The organism is Achromobacter sp. GQ309 (assembly GCF_059759315.1).
This window is the reverse complement of sequence record NZ_JCAXDP010000006.1, coordinates 142,215-159,041: the sequence shown is the minus strand read 5'-3', so window position 1 is coordinate 159,041 and position 16,827 is coordinate 142,215. Positions and strand designations below refer to the sequence as shown.

Sequence of the window (16,827 nt, the reverse complement as noted above, 5' to 3'; positions counted from 1 at the left end):
AGGTAGAAGGCATCGGTGCCGGCCGATGACTCCGGGTTCACGTGTTGTTTTAGCGCGGCGTCTTACCCTTCGGGGGCAGCGCCGCGTTTTTTTCGCCTGGCGGTCTTGCGCCGGGCGATTTCAGGCAGACGCGTTCGCGTCCGCTTCTTCGCTGCGCCAGGCTTGTTGCCCGTCCGTGCGCGCGGTTGGCGTTGACACCCGATAGTCCAGATCCAGCGTGATGTCGGCTGCAAACATGTAGCCCCATCCGTGGACCGCACGGATCGGCAGCGTCATCTGATTGGCCGCCGCCTTGCGGCGCAGGCGGCTGATCATCACATCCACGAAGCGGCGGCGCGTGATGCCGCTGTCGGCTTCGTCCGCGCCATCGGCCAGAAAGGCGTCGCGGCTGATCTTGCGGTCGGGCGACTTCACCAGCCGCGACAGAAAATCGCGTTCACCGGTCGTCAGGCCCAGCGTCCGGCCCTTGGGGCTGATGAGCGTCCATCCCTTGTTTGCCAGCCGCCAGCCTTCCTGGGCCGGTTCTTCTACGGCTTCCGTGCCCGCGCCCGGCTCCATGCCGTCCAGCCCGACCGCGCGTCGCACCAGCGCCTGCAGCACCGCCGCAAGCTCCAGGCCGGTCACGTCCGGCGGCAGGCAGGCGTCCGCGCCGCAGAGCAAGGTGCGGATACGGCTTTCGGAATCGGTGAATGGGGCGATGGCCACGATGCCCAGGCTGCGATCGATGGCGCGCAGCCGCACGGCGGCGTTGTGCACATCGGTAAGCGGGGCTTCCAGGACGACCAGCGGGCTGGGCCGGCGGGAAAATCGGTCGTAGACATCCACGAGATCGTGGCAGCGGCGGACGTTGAATCCCAGGTGGGAAAGGGACTCGACGAGTCTGGCATGCCTGGCGTCGTCATTGCCAAGAAAAATGACATCCAGCGTGTTGTTCATTGATGCTTCCAATGAGGCGCCGCGACGGGGCGCTGGCGCCTTGAAAAAGCCGGACGTCTGGCAGAGCCATGCCGTTTCCGGCCGTTGCGGCGCTTGTCGTTCCAGAGTCACGCCTGTGTTGCATTTAAACACGGGCGTGTTTTTTTGTGAAGATACGTTTCTATGGTTTCGGACGGTAACAGTCGTCCAGGGGGAAATAGCCCGGCATCCATTGAAACAGCGTTTGATCCCCGATTTGCATCAGAAAAATATTATGTATTACCGATACATTATTTTCTCTTTCGGCCGATTTCTGCCCATAAACTCATGCGGCTTTTTTTGCTCCGATTTTGCTGCAACGTCGCGCGACGGCAGCGGTGGGATGGGCGGGCAAGGCGCTGCAAGCCGATGAAAGATATGACTTTTAACGGGGCGGACTGCGGCGTGAAGCGATGGCGCGCGGCAGCATGCGCGCAAGGCCAGGGGGGCCAAGCGGCGATTTATGAATTAGCCCGGAAATTGGGGTCTAATCCCTTTATTTGGCCGCGGATTTGAAATGCTTTAATCCAAAAAAACCATACAAATTAATGTCTCAGGTTGATCGATTGGACACGTTTAGCCATCGTCTGCGCAACGCAAGAATGCTTCAGGGGTGGACTCAAAAAGACTTGGCGGTCGCAAGCAACCTGTCGCAAAGCGCTATTGGCAACTACGAAAGCGGACAGCGCCAGCAGCCGTCCAGCGAGGCGCTCATCAAGCTGACGCGCGCCCTGCGCGTCAACCCCCTGTGGCTGAGTACCGGCGAAGGGCCCATGCTCGACACGCCGTCCGGCCATGTTGCTGCGGGCAGATTGGGCGAAATCCCCGACCCGCCCGCCTGGCCCTTCGAAACCATCTCCTACGCGGCCTACGCGCGGCTTTCGCACCAGGAAAAACGGCAGATCGAGCTGGTGCTGGGCGCCTACATCAAGGCACGCGGCGAATAGTCCCCATCGGTTGCGCAGGAACCTGCGGGCGCGGCCGGACATCGGCGGGCGCGATGGCGCCGGTGCCGCGGGGATCGGTGCGCAGCCGGCTGCGCAGACGTTCCACGGGATCCGCAATCAGGTAGTTCAGCACCGCCGAGACCCCGATGCATCCCGTGATGGCCATGGCGGCGAACAGCATGGGTTGATGCTCCTGCACATCGTGCATCAGCCAGCTGAACGCCATGATGACCAGCATGTGGCAGATGTACAGGGGATAGCTGAGTTCACCGATGGCCTTGTCCAGCTTGTGGCGCGATTGGAACAGGAATGCCAGCGGTAGCAGCGCGGCAAACAGCAGGACCGCCAGGCCATCGCGCACGGTGGGATTGATGCCGATCGAGAAGTGCGCAACCGTATACAGGAACAGGACGCCGGTGCCGAGTTCGGGCAGTCGCTTCACGCGCTGCGTCCAGGCCTTCATGCGCGGCAGCAGCACCTGATGCGACAGCGAACCGATCAGGAACAGCGCCAGCTCCGTGGGGAAAAAGCGATAGGTCCAAGGATCCGAGCGGCCGACCCCCGTCCAGATCAGGATCGCGCGCAGAGCCAGCGAGGCGGCCAGCAGCGCCAGCAACCGGCGCGGCGAGCGCAGGATGAAGGGCGCAACCAGGTAGAAGCTCATTTCCACACCAAGCGTCCACGCTTGCGGCACCAGCAGACCCTTGTAGAGCGGCACGTCGCTGTTCGCAAAGCTGCCCGTGAAGGCCAGCGCCGAATCGCGGATGCCGAAGAACATCAGCCAGTCCTGGCCGAAGATGAAGAGGTTCGAGAGGAACAGGAAGACTTCGGCGCTGAAGGGCAGGGCTTCGTAGATGCGGAAGAACGAGCCGCCGCTGACGATGTGGGCCGTCAGGGTCAGGGCCGCCACCGCCAGATAGATCGGGAAAAGCCGCAGGAAACGATTGGCGTAGAACTTGCCGGTGGCGCCCTGATAATGGTCCGTCGCCGTCAGCACGTAGGAAATGAGGAAGCCGGAAATCACATAGAAGAGCTGCACGGCAAGCCTGCCGCCGACAAGCTGATCGGCGTAGCCGCCGCCCAGGTGGTCCAGCACCACTGACAATGCCAGTAAGGTTCTCAAGAAGCCCATCGCGCATCTCCCCGGTCGATATTGTTCTCAGCCCCGATGGGCCGGACACTGCGCATGCGGTTGTCGCGGGCTCCGCTCCTCTTTCCCTGTATTACTTTTTAGGCCGGAGTCATCAACTGTCATTGATTCTGCTCGCGGCCACCCACCCCCGCCATGCGGCATTCGATGCAGAACCGGCGATCATCGGAGCTAGAACCTCCGGCTCAAGCGTGCATCTTTTGGATACGGCTGACGGACGGAGAAAATCGCGTGATGACGCACGGGCCGGTTACATTACGACGATACGCATCAATTGGAGGCTTGCTCATGCCCAATTTCATGTCCACGCCCAGCAGAATGCTCTGCCTGGGACTGTTGACCGCGGCCCTGGCCGGATGCGCCGGCATGACCGGCGGCGCGCGTCCCGAAGGCGCCGCTGCGGCCAGCGCGGCCACCAGCAAGGATTCGCTGGCGCAGACAAGCTGGGAACTGGTCCGCTGGGCACAACCCGGTGGCCAGCTGCGCGACATCCCGCACGGGGACAACGGCGAGCCCATCCGCCTGACCTTTCTTGCGCAGGGCAAGCAATACCAGGTCAACGGATTCTCCGGCTGCAACCGTTACACGGGCACGTACAAGCTCGAGCGCAACAAGCTCGTCATCGACGCGCCCGCCACCACGCGCATGGCCTGCGTGCCGCCCGAGCGCGCAAAGCTGGAAGCCGACTACCTGCGCGCGCTGCGCGCCATCGACACGTTCACGCTGGACAGCGGCGGCGCGCCGCGCCACCTGACGTTCAATCTGCGCGGTGGCGACGTGCTGGAGTTCGAGCGCCGCCAGGATCCGCCGACCCCCTGATTCCCGCTTCGCTGAACGATCCGAGAGACCTGCATGCGCTCATTCCTTTTCCAGCGCCGCCTGGCGCCCGTCCTGCTGTGCGCGGGTCTCGTTGCCTGCTCGTCGCCGCCGATGCGCGCGGCCGATGGCCAGGATCCGCGTTTCCAGCCGGCCTCGGCTTCCGACATCCTGGTGCAGACGAACTGGGACCTGGCGCGCTGGACGCTGCCCGGCGGCGCACTGCGCCCCGTGCCGCATCCGTCGTCATCCACGCGCCCGATCACCGCTGCGTTCATCCACGACCAGGGCTCGCCCCGGATGATGGGATTCAGCGGATGCAATACCTACAACGCGCCGTACACCATCGCCAATGGCCAGTTGATTGTGCGCGCCGACCCGGTGTCGACCCGCATGGCCTGCGCGCCGCAGACGATGGCGCTCGAGCACGATTTCCTGGCGTCGCTCACCCGGATCACGGCCAGTTCCTTCGATAACGCCAACAATCCGCAACGGATGACGTGGAAGCTCAGCACCGGCGACACGCTGGACTTCGGGCGCCGCGCGGATCCCGTGGCGGGCGGCCAGCGCGGCCCCACCAAGCTGGTCTACGTCAACGCCGAGCGGGTGCCCTGCGACACGGCCGGTGGCCGCGGCATGTGCTATCAGGTGCGGGACAGCGCCTCGCAGCCCTGGCAGGCCTGGCCGGGCGAGATCACGGGGTTCAATTTCCAGCCCGGCGTGCACTACCGCCTGCGCGTGGTCGAGATCAATGACCCGAATGCCACCTTGGGAGCTGCCCCGCTGCGCTGGGTGCTGGACGCGGTGGTCGAGCAGCAGGTCGTCACCCGCTAGGCACGGCAGGCGGTCTGGGCGGTGCGCGGTCTGGGCACCGGCCGCCCAGCGGTACTCCCTTCTGCGGCGCAAACGGCCCAGCGATTATGATTACGGGCTTCGCCGCCTGTTTTCTATCGCTTTGCCATGACTTCCGTCGTCAATATCGCCGCTTACAAATTCGTTCCGCTGGATGACCTGCCTGCGTTGCGCGAGCGCCTGCTCGCCGAGGCCGGCGCCGCCGGGCTCAAGGGCACGATCCTGCTGGCCGGGGAAGGCATCAACCTGTTCCTCGCGGGGGCGGCCGGCGGCATCGACACCTTCTTGCTGGGCCTGCGCGCCGATGCGCGGTTCGCGGACCTGGAGGTCAAGTTCAGCCACAGCAACGACGTGCCGTTCCGCAAGCTGCTGGTCAAGATCAAGCGCGAGATCATCCGCATGAACCACCCTGCCATCCGGCCGGCAGCGGGCCGCGCGCCCGGCGTCGATGCGCACACGCTGGCGCGGTGGCTGGCGGCGGGCGTGGACGACAATGGCCGGCCCGTGGTCATGCTGGACACGCGCAACGCCTTCGAGGTGGACGAAGGCACGTTCAAGAACGCCATCGACTGGCGCATCGACCGCTTCACGCAGTTTCCCGCCGCGGTCGAGGCAAACCGGGCGCAACTCGAGGGCAAGACCGTCGTCAGCTTCTGCACGGGCGGCATCCGCTGCGAAAAGGCCGCCATCTTCATGAACGAGGCCGGCATCGAAAACGTCTACCAGCTCGACGGCGGCATTCTGAAATACTTCGAGGAAACGGGCGGCCCCGGCTACGAAGGCAAGTGCTTCGTGTTCGACGAGCGCATCTCGCTCGACCCGGCGCTGGCGCCCAGCAACGCCTGATCGGATTTCCCGCAGAAACAAAAAAGCGCCCGCATTTGCGGGCGCTTTGCATTGGCAGTGACGCGGATCAGCGCACGCGCATGCCGGGCTTGGCGCCGGGGAACGGCTCCAGCACGTAGATGCCGGCGTCGACGGCTTCATCCGCATGGCTGGCGGCCAGCACCATCCCTTCGGACACGCCGAACTTCATTTTGCGCGGCGCCAGGTTGGCGACCATGACGGTCAGCTTGCCGACCAGGTCTTCCGGCTTGTAGGCCGACTTGATGCCGGAAAACACGTTGCGGTGGCGGCCTTCGCCCACGTCCAGCGTCAGGCGCAGCAGCTTGGTCGAGCCTTCGACGTGCTCGCAATTGACGATCTGCGCGATACGCAGGTCGACGCGCGCGAAGTCGTCGATGGAGATGGTCTCGGCCAGCGGCTCGCCGCCGGGCACCACGACGGGCGCGGCGGGCGGCTCGAACAGGTCTTCCAGCATCTGCGGTTCGACGCGCTGCATCAGGTGCTTGAACGGCGCCACGCGCTGCGGCAGGACCGAGGCATCGGCCCAGATGAAGGGCGCCTGCGCGCCGAACAGTTCCAGGGCAACGCGTTCGGCCAGCTGGGGCAGCACCGGCGCCAGCATCACCGACAGCGCCTTGAAGCCGGCCAGCGAGCGCGAGCAGATGTCCTGCAGCGCGGCCTTCTGCGCGTCGTCGGCGCTGGCGATGCCCTTGGCCAGCACCCACGGCTGCGCGGTGTCGAACGCCTGGTTGATGCGGTCGGCGTAAGCCATGATCTCGCGGATGGCACGGTTGTACTCGCGGGCCTCGAACGCGGCGCGGATGGACTCGGCCTGTTCGGCGTATTCAGCGGACAACGCGCTGGTGTCGCCGGAATAACCCAGGACGCCGTCGAAATGCTTGGTGATGAAGCTGGCGGCGCGGCTGGCGATGTTGACGTACTTGCCGACCAGATCGCTGTTCACCCGGGCAATGAAGTCCTCGGGATTGAAGTCCACGTCTTCGACGCGCGCGTTCAGCTTGGCGGCGATGTAGTAGCGCATCCATTCGGCGTTCATGCCGAGTTCCAGGTAGCGCAACGGCGAAATGCCGGTGCCGCGGCTCTTGGACATCTTTTCGCCGCTGACGGTGATGAAGCCGTGCACGTTGACCGCGTCCGGCGTCTTGCGGCCGGCGAACTTCAGCATGGCGGGCCAGAACAGGGCGTGGAAGTACACGATGTCCTTGCCGATGAAGTGGACCTGTTCGGTGTCGCCGTTGGGATCGAGCAAGGCGTCGAAATCCATGCCCTTGACCGCGCAATAGGACTTGAGCGACGCCAGATACCCGACCGGCGCGTCCAGCCAGACGTAGAAATACTTGCCCGGCGCGTCCGGGATCTCGATGCCGAAATAGGGCGCATCGCGGGAAATGTCCCAGTCGCCCAGCTTGGCCTCGCCGTCTTCGCCGCCCAGCCATTCGCGCGTCTTGGCCAGCATTTCAGGTTGCAGGTGCTTGGCGCCTGCCTTGTTGGAACCCGTGGTCCACTGCTGCAGGAATTCCACGCAGCGCGGATCGGACAGCTTGAAGAAGAAGTGATCGGACGACTTCAGGACGGGCGTGGCGCCCGTCAGCGCGGAGTACGGATTGATGAGTTCGGTGGGCGCATACACCGCGCCGCAGACCTCGCAGGAATCGCCATACTGGTCCTTGGCGTGGCACTTGGGGCACTCGCCCTTGATGTAGCGGTCGGCCAGGAACATGCCCTTGACCGGATCGTAGAACTGCTCGATGGAGCGCGTTTCGATCAGGTCCTGCGCCTTGAGCGCGCGGTAGATGTCCTGCGACAGCGCGACGTTTTCCGCCGAATCGGTGGAATGCCAGTGGTCGAAACGGATGTGGAACCCGTTCAGGTATTGCGGACGCTCGGCCGCGTAGCGCGCAACCAGCGCCTGCGGCGTGATGCCTTCCTTTTCGGCCTTCAGCATGATCGGCGCGCCGTGCGCGTCGTCGGCGCCCACAAAGTGCACCGTGTGGCCCGCCATTCGCATCGAACGAACCCAGATATCGGCCTGGATGTACTCCATGATGTGGCCGATGTGGAAAGATCCGTTGGCGTAGGGCAGCGCAGTGGTGACAAAGAGGGTGCGAGACATGGTTGTCGACTGAGGTTGAGGGGAAAAGGGATTTGGCCGGCCATTTTAGGGCAAGCGCACGCGCCTGCCGCTGATGCGGCCCCGGATGTGGTTCCGGACAGGGTTCCGGAGATGGTCCCGGAAAGTACACAACCCGCCCATCGCAGTGATGCGAATCAGGCGGGTTGAGGGAAGCGGGGCCAGGCGATGAGCGCGATTTCAGCGCAGCACGCATTGGCCGGCTTGCGCGGAATCACGCGCAAGCCAGGTTGAAAACCGCCGTCAGCGGATTTCGCGGGCCTCGACGTCAATCACATCGCCACGCGGTTGCGTGGCGAACGGGGCAGTGGCGGACTGGAAGGGTCCAGGGCGGGCGCCTTGGCGCTGGCTCCAATAGGCGCGAACGCCGAAGGGCTTGCCGCGCACCTTGGCGACCACATAAAGGATCGCCACGGCGAATGCCGTGGAAAGCATGAACACCAGCGCCATCGCCATGCCGATCAAGGCCAGGGCGGCGAATAAGACGGCACGAAAGAAGCGGATAAGTGTGTTGGTCATGAATGGTCGGATGCAAAACGCAGCGAAAGGTTCCCGTGTATCCGCTATCCTTTAGGGGATGGCGGCCCGCAGACGCCGCGCTGCCTACGGAACCATAGTGACATGAGTATAACGATAGAAAACATCCGCGCCGCACTGCGCGCCGCGCAAGACCCGAATACCGGATTGGATTTGGGCGTTTCTGTAAAAGATCGTGACATTCAACTGGCCGGCGGCCGCGTCGCGTTGACGCTGGAGCTGGGCTATCCCGCCGACGCCGTCCGCGACCAGATCCGCGACATCGCCGTGCGTGCGTTGGCGCAAGCCGGCGCGCCCGATGCGCAAGTCACCGTCACCTGGAAGGTCGCCGCGCACGCGGTGCAGAAGGGCCTGAAGCCGCTGCCCAACGTGCGCAACATTATTGCGGTCGCTTCCGGTAAGGGCGGCGTGGGCAAGAGCACCACCGCCGTGAACCTGGCCCTGGCGCTGGCCGCCGAGGGCGCAACGGTCGGCGTGCTGGACGCCGACATCTACGGCCCCAGCGTGCCGACGATGCTGGGCATCTCCGGCCGTCCCGAAAGCCGGGACAACAAGAGCATGGAGCCGCTGACCGGCCACGGCCTGCAGGCCAACTCCATCGGTTTTCTGATCGACGCGGACTCGCCCGCCATCTGGCGCGGCCCGATGGTGACGCAGGCGCTGGAACAGTTGCTGCGCCAGACCAATTGGCGCGACCTGGATTACCTGATCGTCGACATGCCGCCCGGCACGGGCGACGTGGCCCTGACGCTGGCGCAGAAGGTGCCGGTCGTTGGCGCGGTCATTGTCACCACGCCGCAGGACGTGGCGCTGCTGGACGCGCGCAAAGGCCTGAAGATGTTCCAGAAGGTGGAGGTGCCGATTCTGGGCGTGGTCGAGAACATGGCCATCCACATCTGCTCGCAGTGCGGTCACGCCGAGCACATCTTCGGTGAAGGCGGCGGCCAGCGCATGGCCGAGCAATACCAGACGCCCTGGCTGGGCAGCCTCCCGCTGACGCTTGCCATTCGCGAACAGACCGACGCCGGCACGCCGACCGTCGTGTCGGACGCGGGCAGCGAAGCCGCGTCGCTGTACCGTGCGATCGCTCGAAAGCTGGCCGCGGGCGTTGCGGCGCTTCCGCGCGACATGGCCGGAAAGTTTCCCTCCATCGTCGTTCAACAACCGACCTGACGCATGCGGTGGGCTGCCCGCGCCTTATTGGCAGGACTTTGCATGATGGCGGGCGAGGCGTTGGCCAAGCGCCCGGAAGTCATTGTCGACCCCGGGGGCGTGCCCCCGGCCGCGCTGCAGGCGATCACCCAGGCGGTCGATGCGATCGCGCGTCTGGCCGAAGACCAGGACGGCGGTGAAATCAACCGCCTGCGCCGGCGCGCGCGCGACGCGACGCTGGCGGCGCTGGCCACGCAGGGGTATTTCTCGCCCAAGGTCACGCTCGAAGCCGGTACGGATATCGGCGGCGAAACCTGGGACATCGCGATCGTGCCGGGCAAGCGCACGACCGTCGAGTCCGTGAATCTGGAGTTCTCGGGCCGCATCACTCGCCCCGAGTACGCGCAGCGTGTGCAGAAGCTGCGCGACGACTGGAGCCTGAGGAAGGGGCAGCCGTTCATCAACAGCGACTGGAACCGCGCCAAGGCCACGCTGCTGGACGACGTGTCCACGCGCGACTTCCTACTGGCGCGCATGACGTCCTCGCGCGCCGACATTGACGCGGACAACGCGGCGGCGCATCTGCACGTCACCATCGACAGCGGGCCGCAGGTGCGCATGGGCGAGCTCAACACCCAGGGTCTGAAGCGCGTGCCGGAGACGCTGATCGACCGCTACGTGCGGTACAACGTGGGCGCCGCATTCGACCAGAACCGGCTGGACCAGTGGCAGCAGGACCTGCAATCGACCGCGTTTTTCCGCGGCGCGTTCGTCTCGCTGCAGGAGCCGCCCAGCCAGAACGATCAGCCCACCGATCCCATTTCCGACCGCGCCCGCGGGCCCGGATCCGAAGACGCCGCTGCCGCCGCGCCGGCGGGCGATCCCACGGTGTCGGGCGGCATGCCCCCGCCGCCGGCGCAGTTCGATTCCGACGGCGAGATCACGCTCCCGGTGCAGGTGCGCGTGGTCGAGGCGCCGCCCAAGCGGTTTTCCGCGTCGATCGGCGTGGACGACGAGGCCGGCGTACGGGTGGAATCGGTGTATCGCCAGAACGTCGTGTTCGGCCAACCGGTCACCATGGAAACGGGCTTTGGCGTGGACCGGCTGCGCCAGCGCGCTTTCATGGACATCCTCCTGCCGCCTTCCGAGCGCGGCTACCGCGATTCCGTCGGGATCCTGGCGGACCGTTCCGACATCCAGGGGCTGGAAGTGACCCGCTACGCGCTGGGCGCGACGCGCACGCAAGAGCGCAAGGGCGCAGGCGACAGCCGCGTCGAATATGAAACGCGCTACGGCGTGCTGCTGGCGCAAGACCACGTCAAGATCGACGGCGGCGACAGCTACACGCTGCCCACCATCACCACCACGGCCGAATGGCTGCGGCGCGATGTCGACAACAAATACGATCCGCGCGAGGGCAACCTGATTTCCGTGGGCGGCGGTGTCGGCGTGACGCTGGATACCGGCGAGCCCTACACGCGCCTGCGGCTGCGAGGCCAGAAATGGTGGCCGTTCGGCAAGTGGGACGTGCTGACGATCCGTGGCGAGGTCGGCCGCGTGTGGTCCAACGGCGACGTGCAGGTGCCGGACGACTTCGGTTTCCGGACGGGCGGTGCGCGGTCGATCCGCGGCTATCGCTATCAAAGCATCGGCGTGCACCGCGACAACGCTGTCGTCGGCGCGCCCACGCTGCTCGTGGGCAGCATCGAGTACGACCATTATTTTGACGAGCGCTGGGGCATGGGCGTGTTCGTGGACGCGGGCGATGCCGCCGAATCGTTCGGCGACATGAAGATGTCCGTAGGCTACGGCGTCGGCGCGCGCGTGCGCACGCCCGCCGGGCCGCTGTTCCTGGACGTGGCCTACGGCCAGCGCGAACGGGACCTGCGTCTGCATTTCTCGCTGGGGATCGCGTTTTGAAGTTCGTGCGTAAATTTCTGCGCCATGTGCTGGTGTGGTGGCTGCCCGGGCTTGCCATGCTGGTTGCGCTGACGGCTGGGTTCATCTTCTGGCTGGTGGCCTCGCAGAACGGCACGCGCCTGTTGCTGACGACCGCCGCGCAGCAACTCGAAGGCCAGGCGCTGGACGTGAACGGCTCGCTGCTGCACGGAGTGACCGTGGGGCGTCTGGAGCTGACGGCCGGCGGCACGCACGTCGACATCCACGACCTGGATTTGTCCGTGCGCTGGAGCGCGCTGGGCGACCGGCTCTTGCATGTGCGCAATCTGTCCGCCGGCTCGGTCCGCGTGGATATGGAATCCTCGCCCGAGACGCCGCCCGCCGAGGAAAGCAGCGAACCCTTCACGTTGCCCAAGCTGCCGGTGACCATCGCCGTGGACCGGCTGGCGCTGGGCGACTTCCAGTTCACCCAGGACGGCGAGCCGCTGCCCGTCACCTTGAATGACCTGAACGCGACCTTTGCCGCCAGCCAACAGGGCGCGCAATTGCGCATCGCCAGCCTGCGCGTTGGCCACGAGGTGGGCGAGGCCGATGTGACCGGCCAGGCCGATCTGCAGGCTCTTGCCGACCCCTGGCCCTTCGCGGCGCGCCTGGACGTGTCGGCGCGCGGCGCGGGTCCCGACTCTCCCCTGTGCCAGGCCGATCGGCTGAGCGGCGTGTTTGGTCCGGTGGCGGGGCAGGCGCCGGCCAAGGACAAGGCCGAAGAATCGGCCAAGGAGCCCGCTGCGGCCAAGAAATCGGCTGCGGCCAAGGCCCAGGCTCCGGCCAACCGCGCAGGCGCTCGCAAGGCCGAGGCCGCCGTCAAGGACACAAATGCCGCCAAGCCGGCGGAGACGGCCAAGGGCCGCACCGACGCCGCAGCAGCTACCAAGGGCAAGGCAGAGCCTGCCGCCACCGCGGCCGCGCCGATGGGGCCGCCCGTGCCCGCGTGCCTTGTCGTGCTGCACGCCGACGCCGCGGGATCGCTGGACGGCCTCCAGGCCAAGATCGACGGAACGGGATCCAATTTCGTGCTCGACGTGGTGGCCGATCTGGCGCCACGCACGGCGCTGGTGCTGCGCAGTGCCAGGGCGCGAGCGCAGTTGCCCGACAAGTCCACGCTGGCCGCGCAATTCGACCTGCAGGCGGGCGACGCGCCCGGCCGCGACCGCATCGTCGGCTCGCTGGACGCGCAGCGCCTGGACCTGGCGCCCTGGACAGGCAATGCCATTCCGCCTGCGTTGCTGACCGTTCATGCCGATGTGCAGGCCGACATTGAAAACCTGAGCGCGCTGCGCCATGCCGCCGTCAACCTGCGTTTTGAAGAGGGCAGCCGCTGGAACCGCCAGCCGCTGAGCGGGGATCTGAAGGCGCAGGTGGATGTGACTGGGACGGGGGGCGGTGCGGCGGCCGATGCTGCGGCAGCCGATGCTGCGGCAGGCGCCGCAGTGGCGCCTGCCGGGACGGCCGCGCGTGACCCGGCGGTGGACCCGCTGGCCGGCCTGCGCATCCACGGCCTGGACGTGGACCTGCGGCTGGGCCGCAATCGCGTCCGCGCGACGGGCGAACTGGGCGCATCCAGCGGCGCCATCACGCTAGATGCCCAGGCGCCGCAACTGGACGCCTTCTGGCCCGACATACCCGGCGGCGCCGACGTGAAGGCCCGCATCGACGGCACGGTGGCCGCGCACCGCGGCGAACTCACCGCCAGCTATACGCCGCCGCGGCCCCGGCCCGGCATCATCGGGCAATCCCGCGCGCAGGCCAATCTGACCTTTAACGGCGGCTGGGGCAGGGGCCCGGCAGGCCAGCCCGACGCGGCGCTGGTGGGCTGGCGCGGCACGTTTTCACGGCTGACCGCGGATACTGCCGGATTCGCCGTTTCCCTGGATCGCCCGGTCACGCTGTCCTTCCTGCCCGCTGCCGTGGCGCCGCAATGGCAGTGGCAGGTCGGCCAGACCGGCGTGAGCCTGACCCTGCCGGGCAAGGAGCGCCTGTCCGTGGCGCACCAGGGATCGCGCGGCGGCGGCAAGCGCTGGGAAACCGCCGGGCAGTCGGACAACCTGGTCATCACGGCCGGCGTGGCGCGCCAGGTGGTCGGCGCCTTCGATCCGGAAGCCGCGGCCAAGCTGGGCCGCAACGCCGGCCGCGTGAACGCGATGGTTCCCGATGGCCAGCGCCGCATCGCGCTCGACCTGCTGTGGGACTTGAAATTCGACGGACGCCTGGCCGGCCGGGCCCGCATCGCGCGCCGTGCGGGCGACCTGCTGATTCCGGGCGATCCCCCGGTGCCGCTGGGCGTGAAGGCGCTGGTCGTCGACGTGACCGCCACGCCCACCTCGGCCAACGCCAGCCGGCTGGACGCCCGCCTGGACCTGTCGACGGAAAAGATGGGGTCGATCAACGGCACCGGCACGGCGGTCCTGCTGGTGGACGCGCAGGGCGGGATGGCGCTGGATTCGCGCCAGCCGCTGCGGGCGCGCCTGAATGCGGACATCGCCGACCTGGCGTGGGTTGGCCTGTTCGTGGGCGACGCCATGGAAGTGGGCGGTACGCTCAAGGCCAATATCGACGTGCAGGGCACGCTTGCCGGCCAATGGGGCGCCACCGGCTCGATCCGGGGCGACAAGCTGCGGCTGGTGCGAATCGACGACGGCGTGCGGCTGATCGATGGCACGCTGTCCGCCCGCCTGGACGGCCAGCGGCTCATTCTGGACAGCCTGCGCTTTCCGGCGTCGCTGCGCGTGATGCCTGCCGAATGGCGCACCAAGGAATGGATCACGACGAACGCGGGCGCCAAGGGCGGTTACGCCGAAGCGAAGGGCGACTGGAACATCATGGACGGCGGCGGCGCGATCAAGCTGACGCTGTTCCGATTCCCGGCCCTGCAGCGATCGGACCGCTACGCCATGGTGTCCGGCACGGTCGAGGTGCGGGCGGCCATGCCGCGCCTGGAGATCGTGGGCAACCTTAGCGCCGACGCGGGCTGGTTCAGCCTGGAGATCCTTCAGGGCGTGCCGACGCTGGATGACGACGTGCGCGTGATCCGCGCGGGCGACGATCCCAACAAGGTCTCGACGCCGCTGCAGACCAGCATGGACCTGAAGTTCGACATGGGGCCGCGCTTCTACATCACGGGCATGGGGCTGGACGCCGGCCTGCTCGGTTCCATCCAGATCCGGCTGAACGAGGGCCGGCTGACAGGCTGGGGACAGTTGCGCACGCGCGGCGGCGGCATCGAGGCCTATGGCCAGCGGCTGCGCCTGAGCCGCGGAACCCTGACGTTCCAAGGCCGTCTGGACAACCCCATCCTGGACATCGAGGCGCTGCGCACGGGTGAACTGGTCGAGGCCGGCGTGCGCGTGGTGGGCACGGCCCAGCGTCCGCGCATCGACCTGGTGTCCTATCCGGAAGTCAGCGACGTCGAAAAGCTGTCGTGGCTGCTGCTGGGCCGCGGGCCGGACGAAAGCGGCGGCGACGCGGCCTTGCTGGTGTCGATCGGCACTGCGCTGCTGGGGGGCGGGCAGCCGTTCTACAAGCAGTTCGGCCTGGACGACGTGGCGGTGCGCACCGGCAACATGGGCAGTTCGGGCAGCATCCTGCCGGACCGTACGGTGGCCGGCAACGTGAACCGCGATATCGGCAGCGACCTGTCCACGCAGTTCCTGGTGGCCAGCAAGAACTTCGCCAATGGCATCACGCTGAGCGTCGAGCAGGCGCTGTCCGGCAGCGATACCGTTGGGCGCGCCAGCTACCGGCTGGCGCGGGGTCTGTCCCTGGATTTGAAGGGCGGCTCGGTCAACGGGATTTCGCTGGTGTACCGCACCCTTTTCGGCAATTGATCCGGCGCCCGGCTTGAGGCGGGACAAGTCTGTCCCGCCCGGCCGGAATCGGGTCCGGCGCGCTCGGGATAAAATGACGCCCATTCCAAATCCCTAGCACCACACCCACCATGAGCATCAAAAGCGACCGCTGGATCCGCCGCCAGGCCGAAGCCGGCATGATCGAACCTTTCGAACCGGGGCAGGTTCGTACGGCCAATGGCGGGCGCATCGTCAGCTACGGCACCAGCAGCTACGGCTACGACGTGCGCTGCGCCGACGAATTCAAGATCTTCACCAACATCAATTCGACCATCGTCGATCCCAAGAACTTCGACGAAGGCTCGTTCGTGGATTTCAAGGGCGACGTCTGCATCATCCCGCCGAATTCCTTCGCCCTGGCGCGCACGGTGGAATACTTCCGCATCCCGCGCAGCGTCCTGACGGTCTGCCTGGGCAAGAGCACGTACGCGCGCTGCGGCATCATCGTCAACGTGACCCCGCTTGAACCCGAATGGGAAGGCCACGTCACGCTGGAATTTTCCAACACCACGCCGCTGCCCGCCAAGATCTACGCCGGCGAAGGCTGCGCACAGATGCTGTTCCTGGAAAGCGACGAGGTCTGCGAAACCTCGTACCGCGATCGCGGCGGCAAATATCAAGGCCAGCGCGGCGTCACGCTGCCGCGCACCTGATCGTTCAGCTTGGCTGCGCCGGGCGCGAGTTATCGCTCGGGCAGTCACGCAGGTAGTCGATATCCCACTCGCCTTCGCCGGTCTGCACGAAGCCGTGCCGGCGATAGAAGCGGTTCGAATCGCTGCCGCGCAACGCGCTCAATGTCACCCCGACGCCGCGGCGGTCGGCGTCCTGCAAGATCCGGCGCAGCACCTGGCCGCCTACGCCTCGCCCCTGCGCAGAGGGATGCACGTACAGATGATCCAGCCGCAATCCGTCGCCGTCCGGCCGCAGGCAGTAGAACCCGATGCGTTTGCCGTCTTCTTCGATGTGCCAGGTGCACTCGGGGCGGAAGGTGCCGCGCAGCCGCTCCCGCGCCCGGTCCGGGTCAAAGCGGCCCAGCCGTTCCAGGCTGTCGCGCATGGCCTCGATCCGCAGCGCCAGCAGCGCTTCGAAGTCGGCCTCGGCTGCAGGCGTGAAGCGCAGCGACGCAGGCGCCAGTTCGTCATAGCCCCGGCCCAGAAACTGCAGGATGCAGATGCCGTGGCCATAAGGATCGGCCAGATGCGCAATGCGGCCCCAGTCATGCGTGATGGGCGGATCCTCCAGGCGCGCGCCCGCGGCGACCGCCCGGGCCACGGCCTGGTCCACGTCATCCACCACGACGTCCAGATGCACGGGCGTCCAATGCCGCGCGTAGTCGCGGCGCTGACGGACAGCGCCGCCGGTCGCCGGAACGCCGGCCGCCGTGCCCGCCGCCTTTTCGAGCAGATAGATGGGGGCGTCGGCGCCCAGCAGTTCGGCCCCCGTGGAACCCAGCCGCCGGTTCAGCGTCAAGCCGAAGGCAGACAGGTAGAAACCGATCGCGTGTTCGAGATCGGGAACATCGATATTGACCAGGATTCTCATGGGGACATTCTGCGCTAAAGAACCTTATGCCGCGTCCGTAAAAAGATTACATGTGTTTGCCGATTTGGCGACGTCATT

Annotated in this window: 13 protein-coding genes and 1 pseudogene; 9 read left to right on the top strand and 5 right to left on the bottom strand. The window is 66.4% G+C overall.

Annotation, left to right across the window (positions count from 1 at the left end):
- Window positions 1-120: 120 nt before the first annotated feature.
- On the bottom strand, window positions 121-936 hold the full coding sequence (locus tag AC6CIE_RS19955) for a response regulator transcription factor (protein ID WP_498093527.1): 816 nt from the start codon (window positions 934-936) through the stop codon (window positions 121-123).
- Here AC6CIE_RS19955 and AC6CIE_RS19950 point away from each other — a divergent pair.
- Together AC6CIE_RS19950 and AC6CIE_RS19945 are read left to right on the top strand one after the other, a co-directional pair.
- A complete protein-coding gene (locus tag AC6CIE_RS19950; protein ID WP_498093525.1) occupies window positions 926-1,327 on the top strand; it encodes a hypothetical protein in 402 nt (133 codons plus the stop codon). The genes AC6CIE_RS19955 and AC6CIE_RS19950 overlap by 11 nt on opposite strands.
- Window positions 1,328-1,502: 175 nt before the next feature.
- Window positions 1,503-1,901, top strand: coding sequence for a helix-turn-helix domain-containing protein (locus AC6CIE_RS19945; RefSeq protein ID WP_175137991.1), 399 nt, complete (start codon window positions 1,503-1,505; stop codon window positions 1,899-1,901).
- On the opposite strand, the gene AC6CIE_RS19940 is transcribed toward AC6CIE_RS19945, so the two are convergent.
- Window positions 1,882-3,033 carry an acyltransferase family protein gene (locus AC6CIE_RS19940; protein WP_481145255.1) on the bottom strand — a complete coding sequence of 384 codons (1,152 nt, stop codon included), beginning with the start codon at window positions 3,031-3,033 and terminating at the stop codon, window positions 1,882-1,884. The genes AC6CIE_RS19945 and AC6CIE_RS19940 overlap by 20 nt on opposite strands.
- 306 nt (window positions 3,034-3,339) lie before the next feature.
- Between AC6CIE_RS19940 and AC6CIE_RS19935 the strand changes: the two genes are divergently transcribed.
- The 3 genes from AC6CIE_RS19935 to AC6CIE_RS19925 all read left to right on the top strand — a co-directional run bounded on the left by AC6CIE_RS19935 (window position 3,340) and on the right by AC6CIE_RS19925 (window position 5,565).
- Window positions 3,340-3,870: an META domain-containing protein gene (locus AC6CIE_RS19935; protein ID WP_175122478.1), complete on the top strand. Its 531-nt coding sequence runs from the start codon at window positions 3,340-3,342 to the stop codon at window positions 3,868-3,870.
- Window positions 3,871-3,903: 33 nt separating this feature from the next.
- Window positions 3,904-4,701 carry a DUF4377 domain-containing protein gene (locus tag AC6CIE_RS19930; protein ID WP_424919008.1) on the top strand — a complete coding sequence of 266 codons (798 nt, stop codon included), beginning with the start codon at window positions 3,904-3,906 and terminating at the stop codon, window positions 4,699-4,701.
- A 126-nt stretch (window positions 4,702-4,827) separates the two neighbouring features.
- Window positions 4,828-5,565 carry a sulfurtransferase gene (locus AC6CIE_RS19925; RefSeq protein ID WP_367353176.1) on the top strand — a complete coding sequence of 246 codons (738 nt, stop codon included), beginning with the start codon at window positions 4,828-4,830 and terminating at the stop codon, window positions 5,563-5,565.
- Between the two features lie 67 nt (window positions 5,566-5,632).
- Here the strand turns inward: AC6CIE_RS19925 and metG are convergent.
- Both metG and AC6CIE_RS19915 read right to left on the bottom strand, forming a co-directional pair.
- Window positions 5,633-7,732: pseudogene (metG, locus tag AC6CIE_RS19920) on the bottom strand (methionine--tRNA ligase); the annotation flags it as partial.
- 228 nt (window positions 7,733-7,960) lie between these two features.
- Window positions 7,961-8,236 carry a hypothetical protein gene (locus AC6CIE_RS19915; protein ID WP_056325207.1) on the bottom strand — a complete coding sequence of 92 codons (276 nt, stop codon included), beginning with the start codon at window positions 8,234-8,236 and terminating at the stop codon, window positions 7,961-7,963.
- A 102-nt stretch (window positions 8,237-8,338) separates the two neighbouring features.
- Here AC6CIE_RS19915 and apbC point away from each other — a divergent pair, with 102 nt between their 5' ends.
- From apbC to dcd, 4 genes are all read left to right on the top strand, one after another.
- A complete protein-coding gene (gene apbC / locus AC6CIE_RS19910) occupies window positions 8,339-9,427 on the top strand; it encodes an iron-sulfur cluster carrier protein ApbC (protein ID WP_175122482.1) in 1,089 nt (362 codons plus the stop codon).
- Window positions 9,428-9,430: 3 nt separating this feature from the next.
- On the top strand, window positions 9,431-11,326 hold the full coding sequence (locus tag AC6CIE_RS19905; protein WP_370647767.1) for an autotransporter assembly complex protein TamA: 1,896 nt from the start codon (window positions 9,431-9,433) through the stop codon (window positions 11,324-11,326).
- A complete protein-coding gene (locus AC6CIE_RS19900; RefSeq protein WP_498093522.1) occupies window positions 11,323-15,186 on the top strand; it encodes a translocation/assembly module TamB domain-containing protein in 3,864 nt (1,287 codons plus the stop codon). Before AC6CIE_RS19905 ends, AC6CIE_RS19900 begins: the two co-directional genes overlap by 4 nt.
- A gap of 110 nt (window positions 15,187-15,296) precedes the next feature.
- The gene (gene dcd, locus AC6CIE_RS19895) at window positions 15,297-15,860 is read left to right on the top strand and encodes a dCTP deaminase (protein ID WP_008166733.1); all 564 of its coding nucleotides are present in this window, start codon (window positions 15,297-15,299) and stop codon (window positions 15,858-15,860) included.
- Window positions 15,861-15,864: 4 nt separating this feature from the next.
- On the opposite strand, the gene AC6CIE_RS19890 is transcribed toward dcd, so the two are convergent.
- Complete coding sequence (locus tag AC6CIE_RS19890; RefSeq protein WP_498093521.1) at window positions 15,865-16,749, bottom strand: GNAT family N-acetyltransferase; 885 nt, start codon at window positions 16,747-16,749, stop codon at window positions 15,865-15,867.
- Window positions 16,750-16,827 lie beyond the last annotated feature (78 nt).